Source organism: Rouxiella aceris (assembly GCF_012933545.1).
Classification (GTDB): domain Bacteria; phylum Pseudomonadota; class Gammaproteobacteria; order Enterobacterales; family Enterobacteriaceae; genus Rouxiella; species Rouxiella aceris.
The window spans coordinates 1-18,381 of record NZ_JAADJU010000003.1 but is presented as its reverse complement, the minus strand read 5'-3'; the positions used below and the strand labels follow the sequence as shown (position 1 = coordinate 18,381).

The window sequence follows — 18,381 nt, the reverse complement described above, 5'->3', positions numbered from 1 at the left end:
TCCTAACTCAGTCGGATCGCCGGGTTAACCACCGCGTACAGCAAGTCAACCAGGGTATTGATGACAATAAACTCGAAGACAAACAGCATTACCAGCGCCTGGATCACCGGCTGGTCCTGGGTTTGTATCGACTGGATCAGCAACCATCCCAGCCCCGGCCAACTAAACACCACTTCAACAATAATTGAACCACCGAGCAAAAAACCAAACTGCAGACCGAGCATGGTGATCACCGGGATCAGCGCATTGCGCATCACATGCTTCCAGGTCACCAGCCGCGCCCGCAGCCCTTTGGCATTGGCGGTTCGCACATAGTCTTCCTGCGCCACCTCAAGAAATGCCGAACGGGTAAAACGCGCCATCACCGCCGCCACCGAGGAGCCCAGGGTGATGGCGGGCAGGATAATGTCGCTCGGCTTGTTAAAGCCGCTGACCGAAAAGATGCCGAACGGCATGGCGACAAACTGGATCAGCAGCAGCCCCAGCCAGAACGGCGGCATGGAAATACCGCCGATCGCCACGCTCATCAAAGTCCAGTCCTGCCATTTACCGCGTCGTAACGCGGCCCAGACGCCAATCACCAATCCCAGCACGACTGACCAGGCAAAACCGGCCATCGCCAGATAGAGGGTCGGCATAAACCCGGCTTCTATCACCGCCAGCACCGGCTGTCGCGTGCGGTAAGTAGTACCCAGATCGCCACGAAATACGCCGCTCAGCCAGTGCCAATATTGCGCCGGAAGGGGATCGTTTAAACCAAGCAATTGCCGCGCTGACTCAACCGCCTGCAAAGAGGCATCCTGACCGGCGTAAATACGCGCAGGGTCACCCGGCAGCAGCTTGATAAAACCAAAAATCAGTAATGACACCACCAGCAGTACCGGGATCATTTCCAGTATTCTGCGGATAAAATAGGTCAGCATAAAATCCCGTTCCCCGATAACAAAATCACTCTCCACCCGCAGGTGTCAACGCCGGACGGGCAGCAGAGATCTGCCCGTCATGGTCAATCCATCGATTATTTAAACTGCGCCTGATTAAACAGCAGCGTACCGTCGGCCAGCATAAATACGCCGCTCAGATCGCGGGTTTTACCCACCAGATTGTCTGGTGAACCGAGGAATGCGACAGGCGCATCGGCCCACAGCAGTTTTTGCGCATCATCATAAGCCGCTTTACGTTTGGTCATATCCGCCGTTTGCAGCGCAGCGGTAATATCGGCATCGACGGCTTTATTGCTGTAGTAGGAGACGTTATAGGCTTTCGGGATCCAGGATTCGGTGGCAAACAGCGGACGCAACGCCCAGTCGGCATCACCGGTGGAGGTTGACCAGGCACCGTAGTACATCTGCACTTTGGCATCTTCTGCTTTTGGCGTACTCCACAAACGCTGGGTCAGCGAACCGGCATCCATCGGCACCTGTTTGACGCGGATACCAATCAGCCCCAATTGCTGTTTGATAAACTGGCCGGTACGGATACGGTCGGTTTTATTGGAGCTCCACATTTCCACTTCAAAGCCATCGGGATAGCCCGCTTCTTTCAGCAATGCCTTGGCTTTGGCAATGTTGTAACTGTAATCCGGCTCTGCCTGCTTTTGATAGAACTGCACATTCTGCGGCAGTGGCGAGGTTGACGGCGAGCCGAGTCCGGCAAAACCGACTTTCAACCACAGGTTACGATCAATGGCGTAGTTAATGGCCTGACGCACGCGGACATCTTTAAACTCTTTTATCTGGGTATTAAAGGCGATGTAGTAAAGGTAGATACCGGCGTCACGCTGGATATCCAGCTTCGGATCGCTTTTAACGGTTTCTACCAGATCCGATGGCAGCGGATAGACTGCCTGCACCGCACCGGACTTCAGCTTGGCCACCTGAGTGGAATCTTCTGGTGTCGGGTAGAAGGTGATGGCATCGACTTTCGGCCAGCCTTTCTGCCAGTAGTTATCGTATTTAACCAGTTTGACGTCTTTACCCTGCTGCCATTCTACAAACTTGAATGGGCCGGTACCGACCGGATGCACGCTAAGATCCGCTTCGTTCGGATAAGCTTTTAGCGAAGCCGGGCTGTGCATTACCGCTGACGGGTGGGCCAGGGTGTTGATCATGGCACCAAACGGCTTGTTGAGGGTGATTTTCACCTGGTAAGGGGCGGTCACCTCAACGCTCTGGATCATGCTAAACAACGAGTTGCGCTTAAGGTGATTGGCCGGATTGGCCAGGCGTTCAAGGTTGATTTTAACCGCTTCGGCGTTAAACGGCGTACCGTCCTGGAAAGTCACACCCTGACGCAGGTTAAGGGTAAATTCGGTGGCCGTCTCATTGCTGGTGTAATCGGTGGCCAGTACCGGGATCACCTTCATCTGGTTATCAAATTCAAACAGACGCTGGAAAATACCGGTTTGCACTGAGTAGCTCAGGGTATCGGTAGTGTCATGGGGGTCAAACCCGGTGACATCCGCATACATGGAGATGCTCAGATCTTTGGCAAAGGCCGAGGTGGTAAAGCAAACAGCCAGGCTGGCGGCCAGTAATGTCTTGCGATTTAACATCGAATGCATGTACTTCTCCTGTGAGTATCCCGAAATATTCAACATAACTGTCATCTGCCCCGGATTAATGACCCTACCGCAGTCATTGCGCCAGGGATTAAGTTTGTGCCACCCAGTGGTGCTCACTTACCTGACGGTATTTCACTTTTGCTATTTGCCATCCGGCTGGATGCACCGGTGACTTCACTTCACTATCATCAAAACTGCGCGCCACCCTTTTTGTCGGGTCGGCAACCGGCACTGAACTCAGCAAACGCCGGGTATAAGGATGTTGTGGCGCACTAAAAATGGCATCGCGCGGACCAATCTCGACAATTTGTCCGAGATACATCACCGCCACGCGGTTGGCGATACGCTCAACCACCGCCATATCATGGGAAATAAATAACCAGGCAACACCGGTATCACGCTGCAAATCCATCATCAGATTCACCACCTGCGCCTGAATGGAAACATCCAGCGCCGAGACTGCCTCGTCGGCAATAATGACCTGCGGCTGCAACGCCATGGCGCGGGCGATGGCAATGCGCTGACGCTGGCCGCCGGAAAACTCATGGGGATAACGGCGGGCAACGGCGGGATCGAGCCCGACGCTGTGCAGCAATTTATTTACCCTTGGCGTCGCCTCGGCCAGCGAACGCGCCAGCCCATGCAATAACAGCGGTTCGGCAATAGAGAAACCAACGGTTAGTCGGGGGTTCAGGGAGGCATAGGGATCCTGAAACACCATCTGGATTTGCCGACGTATGGCCTGAAATGGCTTATCGCGCAGCAGGGTGATCTCTTTGCCCTCAAGATGGATGCTTTCCGATTCACTGCCCACTAAACGCAGGATGGCGCGGCCGGTGGTCGATTTGCCACAGCCGCTTTCACCGACCAGAGCCAGCGTCTCCCCCGGCCAAATGGAGAAATCGATCTGCTCGACGGCGTGCACCTGCTGGGTGATACGGGACAATATCCCGGAACGAATGGGGTAACAGACGCGCAGGCCGCGTACGTCCAGCAAGGGTGCCACGCTATAGTTGGCGGTCGTCTGGTCGTCTGTAGCCAGGGGTTCAGCCACACTGGCAACCGTTTGCTCTGTCGAAATCAAAGGAAAGCGCCGCGGCCACTTTAGCCCCTGCATATCGCCGAGTCGTGGGACAGCCGCCAGCAAGGCGCGGGTATAGGGATGGCGGGCATGCGCAAAAATATCGGCAACACTGCCCTCTTCCACCACTTCGCCGTGATACATCACCACCACGCGATCGGCAATTTCGGCCACCACGCCCATATCATGGGTAATAAAGAGCACGGCCATATCTGAACCGCGTTGCAAATCGCGCAGGATCTGTAAAATTCGCGCCTGCACCGTGACATCCAGCGCCGTGGTGGGTTCATCAGCAATCAGCAGCGCCGGGTCGCAGGCCAACGCCTGGGCAATCATCACCCGCTGACGCATACCGCCAGAAAGCTCAAAGGGGAAACAGCCTAAAATACGGTCAACGTCCGGGATACGCACCTGTTTCAGCAACTGCCGCGCTTTAGCTAGCGCCTCGACCCTGGTGCAAATGCCATGATCGATAAGCCCCTCGGTCAGTTGATCGCCCACCCGCAACACCGGGTTAAGGGAGGTCATCGGCTCCTGGAAGATCATCGACATTTCCTGACCACGCAGTTGGCGACGCGCCTCGCTGCCCATCTTCGCCAGCGAATGACTGACACCGCTGCGGGTAGTAAACTCTATGCTGCCGCCGTCGATATGGGCGGACTCGGCCAGTAATCCCATAATACTTAACGAGGTGACGGACTTGCCGGAACCACTCTCGCCAACCACGGCGACCACTTCGCCTTTATTAATCGAAAAAGAGACGCCTTTCAGCGCCTGAGTCTGGCCCTGGCGACCGCTAAAACTGACCGATAAATCCTTCACCTGAAGAATGGGCCTGTTACGGGTTTCCGGCAGCAGCGGGTCAGCAGACTCGGTTGAGGAGGCCTCACTAACAGGTAGTTCAGTCATCAATAGCGTGCTCCTTTAACAGGACAATGTAGTGAATATCCGGGGAAAAGGCCTGGCCCTTTCCCCGCTGCGTTACAGCCAGACTTCGCCCTGGTGATAGCGCAGCCCGGGTTGAAAATCCTGCGCCAGCCAGATAGGTCCGTCGAGATCGACGCACTCCGCCTGCACCGCCACCGGCAATGCCGCTTCCATCGCCAGCGAGGAACCCAGCATGCACCCTACCATCAGACGCAGACCGAGGGTTTTGGCTGCTTCGGCCATTGCCAGCGCTTCGGTCAGGCCGCCACATTTATCCAACTTGATATTGATCATCTCGTAGCGATCACGCAGCCCGGCGATATCTGAACGCTGGTGACAACTTTCGTCGGCGCAGATAGGAATAGGATGCAAACAATGCACCAAGTCTTTGTCGTTACCCGCTGGCAGCGGTTGTTCGATCATGGCGATATTAAATTCGCTCAGCGCCTGGAACAGGCTGTCGAGATCCAGCCCCAGCCAGGCTTCATTGGCGTCTACCACCAACGTTGCCAGCGGGGCGGCCTGACGAATGGCGGCCACCTTCTCGATAATCTGCAGACGATCGAGTTTGATTTTCAGCAGTTTGGCCCCTCCGGCCACTGCGACTTCTGCCGCTTTGACCATATTTTCCAGGCTGTCGAGGCTTAAGGTTTCAGCAGTGACCACCCGCTCAGGTGCTGGCATTTCAAGCAGTTGCCAGACGGTCTTGCCCTGTTTTGCTGCATCCAAACGCCACATGGCACAATCGAGTGCATTGCGTGCCGACCCTATCGGCAGCGCCTGCTGCAAAGCCTGACGACTTAGCCCGGCTTCCACCTGCGCACGTACCTGCTCCAGTTGTTGACAGACACTTTCCGCCGACTCCTGATAATGGGCCGTCGGTGTACACTCGCCCATCGCCACCCACTGGCCGTCGGTGAGGGTCACCCGCACCACGGTAATGGCGGTGCGTACACTACGAGAAATGGCAAAAGGTCGCGCCAGCGGCAGTTCAACCGTTTGAATATCGAGGGCGATCATAAGCCACGATCCTTGATGGATTGCGCCAGTTCGCTGATGCCAAAACGTACCGGGTCGGTGGCTGGCACACCAAATTCACGGCTGATTTCTGCCAGCGCCGCTTTGGCTTGCGCTTCATCTACGCCTGAGGTGTTAAGGGAGAAACCGGCCAACTGCACCTGTGGACTGGTCAGGCTGGCAGCGGCAAGGTTGGTGGCAACACACTGTTGCAGCGTTGGCATAAACTGATGAGGTAAATGGCGCATATGCGGGCGGCCCAGTTCATGACACATCACCAGCAGATGCGCCTGCGCGCCGTGGATCAGCCCCATGCTGACCCCGGCAAATGACGGATGGTACAGCGACCCCTGCCCTTCGATAATATCCCAGTGATCGTCATCATTGGCCGGAGAGAGAGACTCCACCGCACCGGAAATAAAATCGGCGATCACCGCATCAATAGCGATACCGGCACCGGCGACCAGCACCCCGGTTTGACCGGTAGCACGGAAGTCCGCTTTCATGCCGATATCGCGCATCGCCGCTTCCAATGCCAGCGAGGTATACATTTTGCCGACAGAGCAGTCAGTACCGACGGTCAAAATACGTTTACCGCTGCGCTTCTTACCGCTGCCGACATCCAACTGTGGACGCATATGACGCACATCAAACAGTTGAACATTATATTCATCGGCCAGGGCAACCAGTTCCGGCAGCTCCAGCAGTCCCTGATGCAGGCCATTGGCGACATTGAGTCCGGCACGAATGGCGGATTTAATGGATTCAATCCAATGTGTCGGCAGCTTGCCACCGGCATTTGCCGTCCCCAGTACCATGGTTTTGGCACCACGCGCTTTTGCGGTGGTAACGTCCATATCTTCCAGTCCCAGAGAGACGGAATCGGTTGCCAGACGGATCTGACCGACGCAAGACTCAGGACGCCAAACGTGAATTCCGCGCGCAGTTTTTGCTGCCAGCGGATCCATTACGTCACCAAGAAACAGCAGATAAGGCATGGGGATTTGTTGCATAAGCGACTCTCTTTATCGTGTGTAAGGGGATGGCAAAACTGATTGCCTGACCTGCCGACTATTTCACGAACACCGAGGCGCGACGAATACTTGTTTGGTCGCAGGGTATAACCTGAGGCTATGCCAGCTAATTAATTGATTTAACAGATAGTTAACAAGATATGCATTAACTAAAGCCGGATCCCAATACATAAAAAAAGGCAAGGCCAATGGCCCTGCCTTGCAATTACCTTTTCAGACACAGATAAGGGTAATGCTCGTTAAGCTTAGAAACGATAGGTCAAGCTGACGGTAGTCACGTTGTCGTTGTTGCCGCCAAGTTTGTTGTTCTCACCCAATGCGTTGATTTTGTAGTCAACGTAGGTGTACATGTTTTTATTGAAGTAGTAAGTCGCGCCGATTTCGTAGTATTTGTAGATGTAAGCATCGCCGACACCTTCAACATCGATAGCTTTGTTCTGCACGTAAGCAATGGAAGGACGCAGACCGTTGAGGAACTGGTACTGAGCAATGGCTTCCATGATCTGGGTTTTATTGGCATAACCGGATACGCCGTTGGCCGAGATGCTGGACAGGTTACGGGTTTCTTCGTACATGGTAGCCAGATAAATCTGGTTGGCATCGTATTTCAGTGCTGCAGACCAGGCTGAGGCTTTATCACCGCCACCGACCGCAGAAATCGCCTGCGCGTTGGTGCGGTCAGAAGAGGAACCTGCTACCACGGCACCAATGCCTGAGCCACCAATATCTTCGTAGCTTACAGATGCGCCGTAACCGTCACCATTTGATTTGCTGTTAGGGCGAGAAGTGGTGCCTGCGCTTGCCGCTTCGTTTTTACCCTGGTACTGCAAAGCAAAGTTCAGACCTTTAACCAGGCCAAAGAAGTTTTTATTACGATAAGTGGCCAGACCGCTTGAACGACCAACCATATAGTTATCGCTGTTAGCTGAATCGCCGCCGTACTCTGGCATCATATCGGTATAACCGATCGCATCGTAAACCACACCATAGTTGCGGCCGTAATCGAATGAACCGTATTGAGAGAATTTCAAACCGGCAAAGCCCAGACGGGTTTTGTTGCCGTTTTGATAATCCGCGCCGCCCTCAGAGTTATTGGCCTGCACGTTATATTCCCACTGACCATAACCGGTCAGCAGATCGTTAATTTTAGTCTGACCTTTAAAGCCGAAACGCACATAAGTGTAATCACCGTTAGCACCAGTATTATCACTAAATTGATGTTTGCCGTTGACGCGGCCATACAGATCTAATTGGTTGCCATCTTTGTTATAAATTTCTGTAGCACTTGCACCACTGGTTACAACAATTAAAGAGACCGCTACGGCCAATACACTGCGCTTCATCATCATTTAAGTTCCTAGAATTTTATAAAGGAGTTCCCGTGCCAGATTTTAAATATCCAGCTGCGAGTTTCTTAATGTTTATAATGGTTGCTATCTGTAAATCGAATCGAACCATAGCATCATGTTTAAAAAGTTAAAATGGAAAAGTTCGGATCATTTAGTCAAAATAACGTAAAGACATGTAACTAAATAATTCCAAATCCATTTTGTAACCCCATGATTTTATGCGTTTTTTGCATAACGAATTGCACCAATATCGTGCATCGCGGTTTTTTGGTGCAAAGAGTGATACTTATCATGCTTTTAATGTGATGTAGATCACCTTTTTAACGGGCTATTTTCATTTAACAATCGTTAAGATATTTAAATGTGAAATAGCCGTTTTGCCTTTAAATAGTGCATAGCAGAGTAATTATTTTCTTTGTTTTTTTGCCTGGCACAAAAATTATTCCGCCAACCTAAGATATTTTGTATGGCCTATTTTTTTATAAATATACGCCATAATTACTCCCAAACCTTTACTTGCAATATAATAAGGGACTTATAATTACCATGGTTATTAAATTGAACATTTCTATTTAACTTCACCTTCATAAGTTATGTACAAAAAATAACCAACAGCAAGGTAGCAGCAATATAAATAAGTTCTGCTTATGCTTATAAGTCGTCCTTGCCATGGATTTTTCAACACGCAGACTGGGTTAATAAGCAGAGCCAAGGGGATAAACCCGATGCTGTTGAAAATAGCATCAACAGGTCTGGCGCTAGGGTAAAGTTCGTTGCCAATCGGCAAAGCCAGGTCAATGGTGAGTTAAAGGGTCTAAGTCAGTGCGGTGAAGGCAAGGCAGGTTAATAACCGGGCGCAATATTGTTATTTTTGACAGGATATTGAGGGAGTTTCGCCAGATAAAGGGTCTATTAAGCGGCAAGCGCACAGGCGCTTGCCGAGAAGAGGATCAGTGGCGATTGCGTACCAATTGATAGCGGCGAGTCAGATACTCCACCGGAACGCTCCAGATATGCACCAGACGACAGAAAGGGAACAACAGGAACAACGTCATACCCATCACCATATGGATACGGTAGATTAGCGCAACCCCCTGCAGATGCGCTGAAGCGCCCCCCTGGAAGGTCACCACCGCCTGCGCCCAGCCCACCAGTTTCATCATTTCACTGCCGTCCATATGCTGTGCCGAGAAAGGAATAGTACCCAGTCCCAGGCAGGCCTGCAGCACCAGCAATGTCATAATCAGGATATCGCCAACGCTCGAGGTGGCGCGCACCCGCGCATTGGTCAAACGGCGCTTAAGCAGCATGGCTCCGCCGACCAGCGTCAGCAAACCACAGACACCTCCGGCCACCATCGCCAGCTGTTGCTTAACGGCGATCGGTAAGAAAGACTCATACATCCAGTGCGGTGTCAGCATCCCCACCAGATGACCAAAAAAAATCCCCAAGATACCAATATGAAACAACGGCGAGGCAATGCGCAGCCCTTTCTTATCAAAGATCTGGCTGGAACCGGCGCGCCAACTGTATTGGCCATGGTCATAACGCAACCAGCTGCCGACTAAAAATACCGTACCGGCCAGATAGGGATAAATATCAAATAACAGGCTATTGAGAAAACTCATGGGCGTGACTCCCCGGCAGTGCCGCTCTCAAAGTGGGCATCAAGGTTAATATATTGCGGCGCAACCGCTCCGGCGAAACGCTGGCTGTGTGCCGTCTCTTCGGCGCTGGCGCAGCCCTGTTCGCTGAGAAATTTGATCTGTTCTTCTTCCCAGACCGCATCCAGCGCTTGCGGCGTATCGTCGCGACTCTCCTGTTGCAGCTTTTCGGCAACATCGGCGCTGTTTAATGCCACACCGGAAATCGCCAGCAGCAGCTCAAACAGCACGGCATAATGACTATCACGCTGGGCGATGCGCGCCGCCAGCAAGGCAAGGATCGGCGCAATATCCACCAGCCCACTTCGTGCCTCTTCTAACGGCAGCGAAGCCAGATACTCCAGATACAGCGGTAGATAATCCGGCAATTCCTTGCTGTCTAATACCAGTCCGGCAGCGCGATACTGATCCAGCAAATCCACCATCGCTTGTCCGCGATCCCGTGACTCACCGTGGACATGCTCAAACAGCAGCAACGAGGTGGCGCGACCGCGATCGAACAAACTGCAATACTCCGCCTGGCGGTCGAGCAGTTCGGCAGCGCAAAAAGGTTTGATAAAGGCACTGAGTTTTGCCGCATTCTCTTCATCAAGCGCCTGACTGTCAGCCAGTGCGCTCAGCAGATCATCCCGATGAGCCCACAGCGCCTCATCGGGGTAATCCAGCAGGCGGGCAATAATCTGTAAGGCGATCATTTCTTCTCTCCCGATGTACGCGGACTGATATCAATGGCATCAATACGTTTGCTATTGAACAGGTTAAATTTGCTGTCGCTGCCGTGGCAGCCGTCACCAAAGCTGAAACCGCAGCCTTTGCTCTCCGGGAAAGCTTCCCGCGCCAGCTCGCGGTGGCTGGAAGGCACTACAAAGCGGTCTTCATAGTTGGCAATCGCCAGATAGCGATACATCTCTTGTGCCTGTGCCTCGCTCAAACCGACCTGCTCCAGCGCGCTGGTGTCATTGACGCCGTCCACGGTTTCTGCCCGTTTGTAATGGCGCATGGCCAGCATACGTCTTAAGGCCAGCGACACCGGCTGGGTATCACCGGCGGTCAACAGATTGGCTAGATATTGCAGCGGAATGCGCAGGCTCTCGACGTCAGGCAATACGCCGGTGTGCGGCATGGCACCGGCATCCGCCGCCGACTGGATCGGCGACAATGGCGGCACATACCAGACCATCGGCAGGGTGCGATATTCCGGATGCAGCGGCAATGCCAGCTTCCACTCCATCGCCATTTTATAGACCGGTGACTGGCGGGCAGCGTCAAGTACCGACTGCGGGATACCCTGCGCCAACGCCTCGGCAATCACCTGCGGGTCGTTAGGATCGAGGAAAATATCCATCTGGCTCTGATAGAGGTTTTGTTCGTTCTCAACGCTGGCCGCCTGTTCAATACGATCGGCGTCATACAGCAAGACACCGAGGTAACGGATACGACCAACGCAGGTTTCGGAGCACACCGTCGGTTGCCCGGCTTCGATACGCGGATAGCAGAAAATGCATTTTTCTGATTTGCCGCTTTTCCAGTTGAAGTAGATTTTTTTGTATGGGCAACCGGTCAGGCACATGCGCCAACCGCGACATTTATCCTGGTCGATCAGTACAATACCGTCTTCATCACGTTTGTAGATGGCACCGCTCGGGCAGGTGGCAACACAGGCCGGGTTAAGACAGTGTTCGCACAGGCGCGGCAAATACATCATGAAGGTGTTTTCAAATTCGCCGTACATCGCTTTTTGCATATTGGCAAAGTTGCTGTCTGCCGAACGCGTGGCAAACTCGCCGCCTAAGTCATCTTCCCAATTGGGGCCGCCGACAATTTTATCCATCCGCTGACCGGTGAGCAGCGAGCGCGGACGGGCAATAGGTTGATGCTTACTCTCTTTGGCGGTATGCAGGTGCTGATAATCAAAGTCAAACGGCTCGTAGTAATCATCAATTTCCGGCATATGCGGGTTAACAAAAATCTTTGACAGCAACTGCAACTTGTTACCCATCCGCGGCTGCAATTTGCCGTTGATTTTACGGATCCAGCCGCCCTTCCATTTTTGCTGATTTTCCCAGTCATTGGGAAAACCGACGCCGGGTTTGGTCTCAACGTTGTTAAACCAGCCATATTCAATGCCTTCGCGGCTGGTCCAGACGTTTTTACAGGTCACCGAACAGGTATGACAACCGATGCATTTATCCAGATTAAGCACCATGCCGACTTGTGAACGAATTTTCATTGGGCTTTCTCCTGCATGCTGTCATTACCTTCTTCGTCTAACCAGTCAATGCGATTCATTTTCCGCACCACCACAAAATCATCACGGTTGGAGCCAACGGTACCGTAATAGTTAAAGCCGTAGGACTGATGGGCATAGCCGCCGATCATATGCGTCGGTTTTGGCGTTACGCGAGTGACCGAGTTATGGATCCCCCCACGTTGTTGGGTGATCTCGGAACCGGGAATATTTACCAGCCGCTCCTGTGCGTGATACATCATGGTCATCCCCGCCGGAACTCGCTGGCTGACAATCGCCCTGGCGGTCAAGGATCCGTTGGCGTTAAAGGCTTCGATCCAGTCGTTATCGACAATCCCCAGTTGACGGGCATCGTCTTCGCTCAGCCAGACGATAGGTCCGCCACGGGAGAGCGTCAGCATCAGCAGGTTATCGCTGTAGGTTGAGTGGATACCCCATTTCTGGTGTGGAGTAATAAAGTTCAGCGCCATTTCCGGGTTGCCGTTGGATTTGGCGTTGAGGAACGCCTGCGAGGCCTTGGTATCAATCGGCGGGCGATAGACCAGCAGGCTTTCACCAAAGGCGCGCATCCATTCGTGATCCTGATAAATCTGCTGACGGCCGGTCAGGGTGCGCCAGGGGATCAGCTCATGAACGTTGGTATAACAGGCGTTATAGGAGACGTGTTCGTCTTCCAGCCCCGACCAGGTTGGACTGGAGATAATCTTGCGCGGCTGCGCCTGGATATCGCGAAAACGGATCTTTTCGTCTTCTTTATTCAGCGCCAGATGACGATGGTCAATACCGGTAGCTTCACCCAGCGCCTGCCAGGCTTTCACCGCCACCTGCCCGTTGGTCTCGGGGGCCAGCGTGAGGATCACTTCTGCGGCATCGATAGCCGTTTCAATCTTCGGACGCCCCTCGGCTGCGCCGCCGCTCTGGGTATAATTGAGTTTTTTCAGCAGCGCGATTTCAGTATCGGTATTCCAGTTGATCCCTTTGCCGCCGTTGCCCAGCTTATCGAGCAAAGGTCCCAGCGAGGTAAAGCGCGCATAGGTGTTCGGGTAATCACGCTCGACGGCGATCAGATGCGGCGCGGTACGGCCGGGGATCAGATCGCATTGGCCTTTTTTCCAGTCGTCCACACCCAGTGGCTGAGCCAGTTCGGCCGCCGAGTCATGCTGGATCGGCAGGGTAACCAGGTCGGTTTCCACACCAAGATGACCCACGCAGACTTCCGAGAAAGCTTTGGCCAGACCTTTGTAAATCTCCCAGTCGCTTTTTGACTCCCAGGCCGGATCGACCGCGGCGGACAGCGGATGAATAAACGGATGCATATCCGAGGTATTCATATCGTCTTTTTCATACCAGGTGGCGGTCGGCAGCACGATATCGGAGTACAGGCAGGTGCTGGAAAGACGGAAGTCCAGGGTCACGACCAGATCCAGTTTGCCTTCACCACCCTGCTGTTGCCATTCCACTTCCTGCGGCAAAATGCCGCCCTGCACGCCAAGATCTTTGCCCTGGATACCGTTCTCGGTACCCAACAGGTATTTCAGCAGGTATTCATGGCCTTTACCGGAAGAACCCAGCAGGTTAGAACGCCAGACAAACAGGTTACGCGGATAGTTTTGTGGGTCGTCGGGTTGTTCGGCGGCAAAGCGCAGGCTGCCGTCTTTCAGCCCATCAACGGCATAGTCTTGCAGGTTTTTGCCGGCAGATTTGGCCATGGCCGCCAGATCCAGCGGGTTAACATTCAGTTGCGGAGCCGACGGCAGCCAGCCCATGCGTTCGGCGCGCACATTAAAGTCAATCAGACTACCGGTAAAGCGCGATGGGTCCGCCAGCGGTGATAACAAGGACGCGGGTGACACGCTTTCGTAGCGCCACTGACTGGAGTGGTTGTAGAAAAACGAGGTGCCGTTCATCTGACGTGGTGGACGCTGCCAGTCCAGACCAAAGGCCAGCGGTTGCCAGCCGGTCTGCGGACGCAGTTTTTCCTGACCGACATAGTGCGCCCAACCGCCGCCACTTTGGCCGACACAACCGCAGAAGATCAGCATATTGATCAGGCCGCGATAGTTCATATCCATGTGATACCAGTGGTTTAAACCGGCACCGACGATAATCATTGAACGACCGTGGGTTTTATCGGCGGTCTGCGCAAACTCACTGGCGATACGAATAATATTTTGCTGTGAAACGCCGGTGATCTGCTCGGCCCAGGCCGGGCTATAGGCCTTGACCTCGTCAAAGCTCTGCGCACAGTTGGCATCATCCAGCCCGCGCTCAACGCCGTAGTTCGCCAGAGTCAGGTCATAAACGCTGGCTACCAGCGCTTCACTGCCGTCGGCCAGCTGCAGGCGTTTTACCGGCAATTTGTGCAGCAGGACATCTTGTAACTCGACGCTGTTAAAATGTTCGTGCGCAATGCCACCAAAGTAAGGGAAGCCCACCTCGACCACCTCATCATGATCCGCCAGCAGACTCAGTGCCAGCTTGACCTCTTGCTGATCCTTACCTTCACGCGCCTGCAGATTCCATTGGCCTTTTTCGCCCCAGCGATAGCCGATAGAACCCAGCGGCGACACTAATTCGCCGCTGAGTTCATCAAGGGCAATAGTTTTCCACTGTGGATTATTTTCCTGCCCGAGGTTATCAACCAGGTCAGAGGCACGCAGCATGCGCCCCGCGACATAGTGGCCGCCGTCGCGTGGTTCGAGCAATACCAGCATTGGCATATCGGTATAGCGGCGAACATAGTCGATAAAGTAACTGCTGGGATTATCCAGATGGAAGGACTTGAGGATCACATGACCCATCGCCAGCGCCAGCGCACTGTCAGTACCCTGCTTCGGCGCCAGCCAGTGGTCACAAAGCTTGGCCACTTCGGCGTAATCCGGGGTAATGGCCACCGTTTTGGTGCCTTTATAGCGAACTTCACTAAAAAAGTGGGCATCCGGGGTACGGGTCTGCGGCAGATTGGAGCCCCAGGCAATAATATAAGAGGAGTTATACCAGTCGGCGGATTCCGGGACATCAGTCTGCTCGCCCCAGGTCATTGGTGATGCTGGCGGCAAATCGCAATACCAGTCGTAGAAGCTGAGACAGACCCCGCCAATCAGCGACAAATAGCGTGCGCCCGCGGCATAGGAGACCATTGACATTGCCGGAATGGGAGAAAAACCGATAATGCGGTCAGGGCCAAAGGTTTTGGCGGTGTAAACATTAGAGGCGGCAATCAGTTCGTTCACTTCCTGCCAGCTTGAACGCACAAAACCGCCGCGACCACGGGCCACTTTATAGCTTTTGGATTTTTGCGGATCGCTGACAATCGATCCCCAGGCCTCCACCGGATCGCTGTGTTGCAGCTTGGCTTCACGCCATAGCTGGATCAGCTTTTTGCGCATCAACGGGTATTTCAGACGGTTGGCGCTGTAGAGGTACCAGGAGTAACTGGCACCGCGCGGGCAACCGCGAGGCTCATGGTTGGGCAAGTCCGGACGGGTGCGCGGATAGTCTGTTTGCTGGGTTTCCCAGGTGACCAGGCCATTCTTGACGTAGATTTTCCAGCTACAGGAGCCGGTGCAGTTTACGCCATGGGTGGAGCGGACAATTTTGTCATGCTGCCAACGGCTACGGTAACCGTCTTCCCAGTCACGGTTAGTATTCAGCGTTTGGCCATGTCCGTCAGCAAAGGGTTCGGCCAACTCTTTAAAGTAGCGAAACCGGTCAAGGAACTTGCTCATCCAGGAACCTCCAGATGCAGGCGCTCGTAGCGTCTGTCGTTATATGGGTGATGTCGTTATGCAAATAACAACGCAGAATCAGAGTGCTCAAATTGGCGCTAGAGTAGTAACCGCTAGCAGGCGCCAACTTGATGGCGATCAAGTCCGCGTTGGGCAAGCAAAACAGGGGTTAGGGGAAATACTCCGTTGGGGGTATAAAATAAATTCGAGTTAATACACTGAAAAATAAGCAGTAATTATTTATAAAATAGAACAGGGAGAGAGGTTAAAGCGCGGCTGACTATTTGGGGGTAGATGTCGGTTTTGGGAAAAATTCAGGTGAGTTTGTTTCCAGCAATAAAAGTTTTATTTATCCAAAAAATAGCCCCCTTTACCGGCAGAGGGCCACTTGATAAACGCCCATAAACGGAAGGGATCCGCCAATGCTCAGGGAGCGAACCCCATTAGGTGTTGGCTCCTGCCCGACAAGTTTATAGAAAATCCTTGGCTTTACTGAGCAAGGCAGCTTTGGTAATCACCCCCAATAATCGACGCGATTGTGCATCGGCCAATACCGGTAAACGTTCGAGAGGGGAATTACTAAACATCGCCCAGGCTTGCTCATAGCTGGCATGCTGATAGAGGGTGGCAAATTCCTGTTCAATATAATCGGCGAGCGCACTCTCTTTCGCCAGGCTGCCGTCGATAATGCCACTGGCCAGCATATTGGTGGCCACCACGCCCAAAAATCGCTCCTCGCGGTCGACAATATAGACATAACGGGTGCGCTGCTTTAATCCTTCGCTGACCACATCGGCCAACCGGGCATCGATATACATTTTCGAACAGGGAATGATCAACGCCGCCACCGTGCCATGCTCAAAATCATTTTTGGCAATAAATCGCGCATTGTGTCGGCTGAGTACCGGGTAAGTACCGCTGACTTTAAACCTCGAGGCGACAACATAGGCGATGGCGGTGGCCAGCATCAGCGGGAACAACAACGAACTGTTCAGCGTCATTTCAAAAGCCATCATAATCGACATCAGCGGTGCCCGGCTGGTAGCAGCCAGCAGCGCGCTCATGCCAATGGCAGCATAGAGTCCCGTTGGCCCGGGATCAAAGCCCAATGCCTGCAGACAGCTACAGACCAGCGCGCCCCCTGCGGCACCAATCAGCAGCGAAGGCGTAAAAAGCCCGCCTACCGCCCCCGAGCCCACGGTTAGCGCGGTGGCCAGAATTTTCAGCAGCAGCAACAACAGTAGCGAGGTATGCAGCAGGCGATTATTAAGGATCAATTCGATCACTTCAAAGCCGTTGCCCAACACCAGCGGCGAGATCATCGCCACCAGACCCACCGCCAGCCCGCCCAGCCCCAGGCGCAGCACGGGATGGGTGAGTGGCTGCATAATATGGCGCACTTTTTCAATGGCGGCGATAAACATCGGCCCGAGAACACCCGCCACCGCACCAATCACCAGAACGGTGACAATAGCGCCGGGAGATGGAGTAAATACTGCCGAGGAGTAGAGATACAACGGGGCATAGGGCGTGATTGAGCGCACGGTCAGCACGGCGACTGAGGCGGAAATAAACAGCGGGATCAGCCGTTGTACGGCGGTGACACCAAAGGCAATCTCCGCCACAAACAGTGCACCGGCAAAAGGCGCGTGGTAGACCGCGGCCAGACCACCGGCCGCGGCCATGGCAATAATATCCGACTGATGCAAAGAGGAAAAACGGCTAAAGCGCCCGAGCAGGCTGCCACTAAGGGCCGACAGTTGCACCATGGCCCCTTCACGACCGATCGATCCGCCGCTGGCTATACTGGCCAGGGACGAGAGTGCGCGCAGCAGAGTACTGACTACCGGGATCCCCGGCAGGCGTTGGTCGATAACATCGAGATAGTCGGGCATTTTGCCGTTGCGCGCCTCATAGCGCAGCGCCCAATACAGAATTCCCCCGGCCAGCACGCCACCGCAGGTGGTGATCAGCGGCCAGACAATACGCGGATATTCCACAAAAGCGCGGGTAATATCGCTACCGTCGGTAAACATCAGGTCGTTTATCTCGGTGATTGCCAGGCGAAATCCGACGGTGACCAACGCGGCAATAATCCCGGCGGGAATGGCAATCAGCAAATTTACCCAATCGGATTTTTGCAACGCTTTAATGCTCATCACGTCCCCGGCGGTTGGTTTTAATTCAGAAAGCAAAGGCTTATCGGCGGAGGGGATCTTATCAGTTTTTCGGTTTGACTAAACCTACTAAGTTTTTTGTGCTGCGCACGGATTTTGGGGGGGGCTTAAGTGTCAATTTTTGTTTTTAAAGTCAATTCGCTATGAGGAGTTGTATCGGGTTGGGCTTAAATGGTAATTTCCTTTTTTTAAAGTCAATGGGCTATGAGGAGTTGTTTCGGTTTTATAATTGCAGTGGCCACTTAACCCGCTGTGCCGAACCGAGTTAAGGAGCGCTGGCCCGCTCCTTAACAATCCTGGGCCTTTTGGTGTCTTTGATTCGTCTGCTGCCTATTACCGGCTATGTTTCAGTGACTCCCTGCGTGGCACGAGCCGCGCTGCTCCGCAGTCCCCTTGCTCGGTCGGGAGCCAAAAGCGTCTCCCTCCGCTTCGCGCGGCGCCGTCTCTGAATGTGCCAGTAAGCTATGTATGTCGTGCCGTTTCAGCTTAAATGGCAATTTTCTGTTTTAAAACTAATTGGCTTTAGCGGAATTGTTTCGGTTAGGCTTAAGTGTCAATTTATGGTTTTAAAATCAATTGGCTATGAGGAGCTG

Annotated in this window: 11 protein-coding genes; all 11 read right to left on the bottom strand. The window is 53.4% G+C overall.

Going from position 1 to position 18,381, the window contains the following annotated elements:
* Window positions 1-2: 2 nt before the first annotated feature.
* Entirely contained in the window at window positions 3-923 is a 921-nt protein-coding gene (locus tag GW590_RS06095; protein ID WP_169402142.1) for an ABC transporter permease, read from the bottom strand.
* Window positions 924-1,018: 95 nt separating this feature from the next.
* The gene (locus GW590_RS06090; RefSeq protein WP_169402141.1) at window positions 1,019-2,563 is read right to left on the bottom strand and encodes a glutathione ABC transporter substrate-binding protein; all 1,545 of its coding nucleotides are present in this window, start codon (window positions 2,561-2,563) and stop codon (window positions 1,019-1,021) included.
* An 88-nt stretch (window positions 2,564-2,651) separates the two neighbouring features.
* Window positions 2,652-4,553 (bottom strand): ABC transporter ATP-binding protein, encoded by a 1,902-nt coding sequence (locus GW590_RS06085; RefSeq protein WP_169402140.1) that lies wholly within the window; start codon window positions 4,551-4,553, stop codon window positions 2,652-2,654.
* A 72-nt stretch (window positions 4,554-4,625) separates the two neighbouring features.
* On the bottom strand, window positions 4,626-5,591 hold the full coding sequence (gene dgcA / locus GW590_RS06080) for an N-acetyl-D-Glu racemase DgcA (RefSeq protein ID WP_169402139.1): 966 nt from the start codon (window positions 5,589-5,591) through the stop codon (window positions 4,626-4,628).
* On the bottom strand, window positions 5,588-6,601 hold the full coding sequence (gene dgcN / locus GW590_RS06075; RefSeq protein ID WP_169402138.1) for an N-acetyltransferase DgcN: 1,014 nt from the start codon (window positions 6,599-6,601) through the stop codon (window positions 5,588-5,590). The genes dgcA and dgcN overlap by 4 nt, the downstream gene beginning before the upstream one ends.
* A gap of 266 nt (window positions 6,602-6,867) precedes the next feature.
* Window positions 6,868-7,968, bottom strand: coding sequence for a porin (locus GW590_RS06070; protein ID WP_328803055.1), 1,101 nt, complete (start codon window positions 7,966-7,968; stop codon window positions 6,868-6,870).
* A 953-nt stretch (window positions 7,969-8,921) separates the two neighbouring features.
* Window positions 8,922-9,599, bottom strand: a complete 678-nt coding sequence (gene narI, locus GW590_RS06065) for a respiratory nitrate reductase subunit gamma (RefSeq protein WP_169402137.1) — start codon at window positions 9,597-9,599, stop codon at window positions 8,922-8,924.
* Entirely contained in the window at window positions 9,596-10,330 is a 735-nt protein-coding gene (gene narJ, locus GW590_RS06060) for a nitrate reductase molybdenum cofactor assembly chaperone (protein ID WP_169402136.1), read from the bottom strand. Before narJ ends, narI begins: the two co-directional genes overlap by 4 nt.
* On the bottom strand, window positions 10,327-11,865 hold the full coding sequence (gene narH / locus GW590_RS06055; protein ID WP_169402135.1) for a nitrate reductase subunit beta: 1,539 nt from the start codon (window positions 11,863-11,865) through the stop codon (window positions 10,327-10,329). The genes narJ and narH overlap by 4 nt, the downstream gene beginning before the upstream one ends.
* Window positions 11,862-15,611 carry a nitrate reductase subunit alpha gene (locus GW590_RS06050; RefSeq protein WP_169402134.1) on the bottom strand — a complete coding sequence of 1,250 codons (3,750 nt, stop codon included), beginning with the start codon at window positions 15,609-15,611 and terminating at the stop codon, window positions 11,862-11,864. The genes narH and GW590_RS06050 overlap by 4 nt, the downstream gene beginning before the upstream one ends.
* Window positions 15,612-16,081: 470 nt before the next feature.
* The gene (locus GW590_RS06045) at window positions 16,082-17,770 is read right to left on the bottom strand and encodes a chloride channel protein (protein ID WP_169402133.1); all 1,689 of its coding nucleotides are present in this window, start codon (window positions 17,768-17,770) and stop codon (window positions 16,082-16,084) included.
* Window positions 17,771-18,381: the final 611 nt, after the last annotated feature.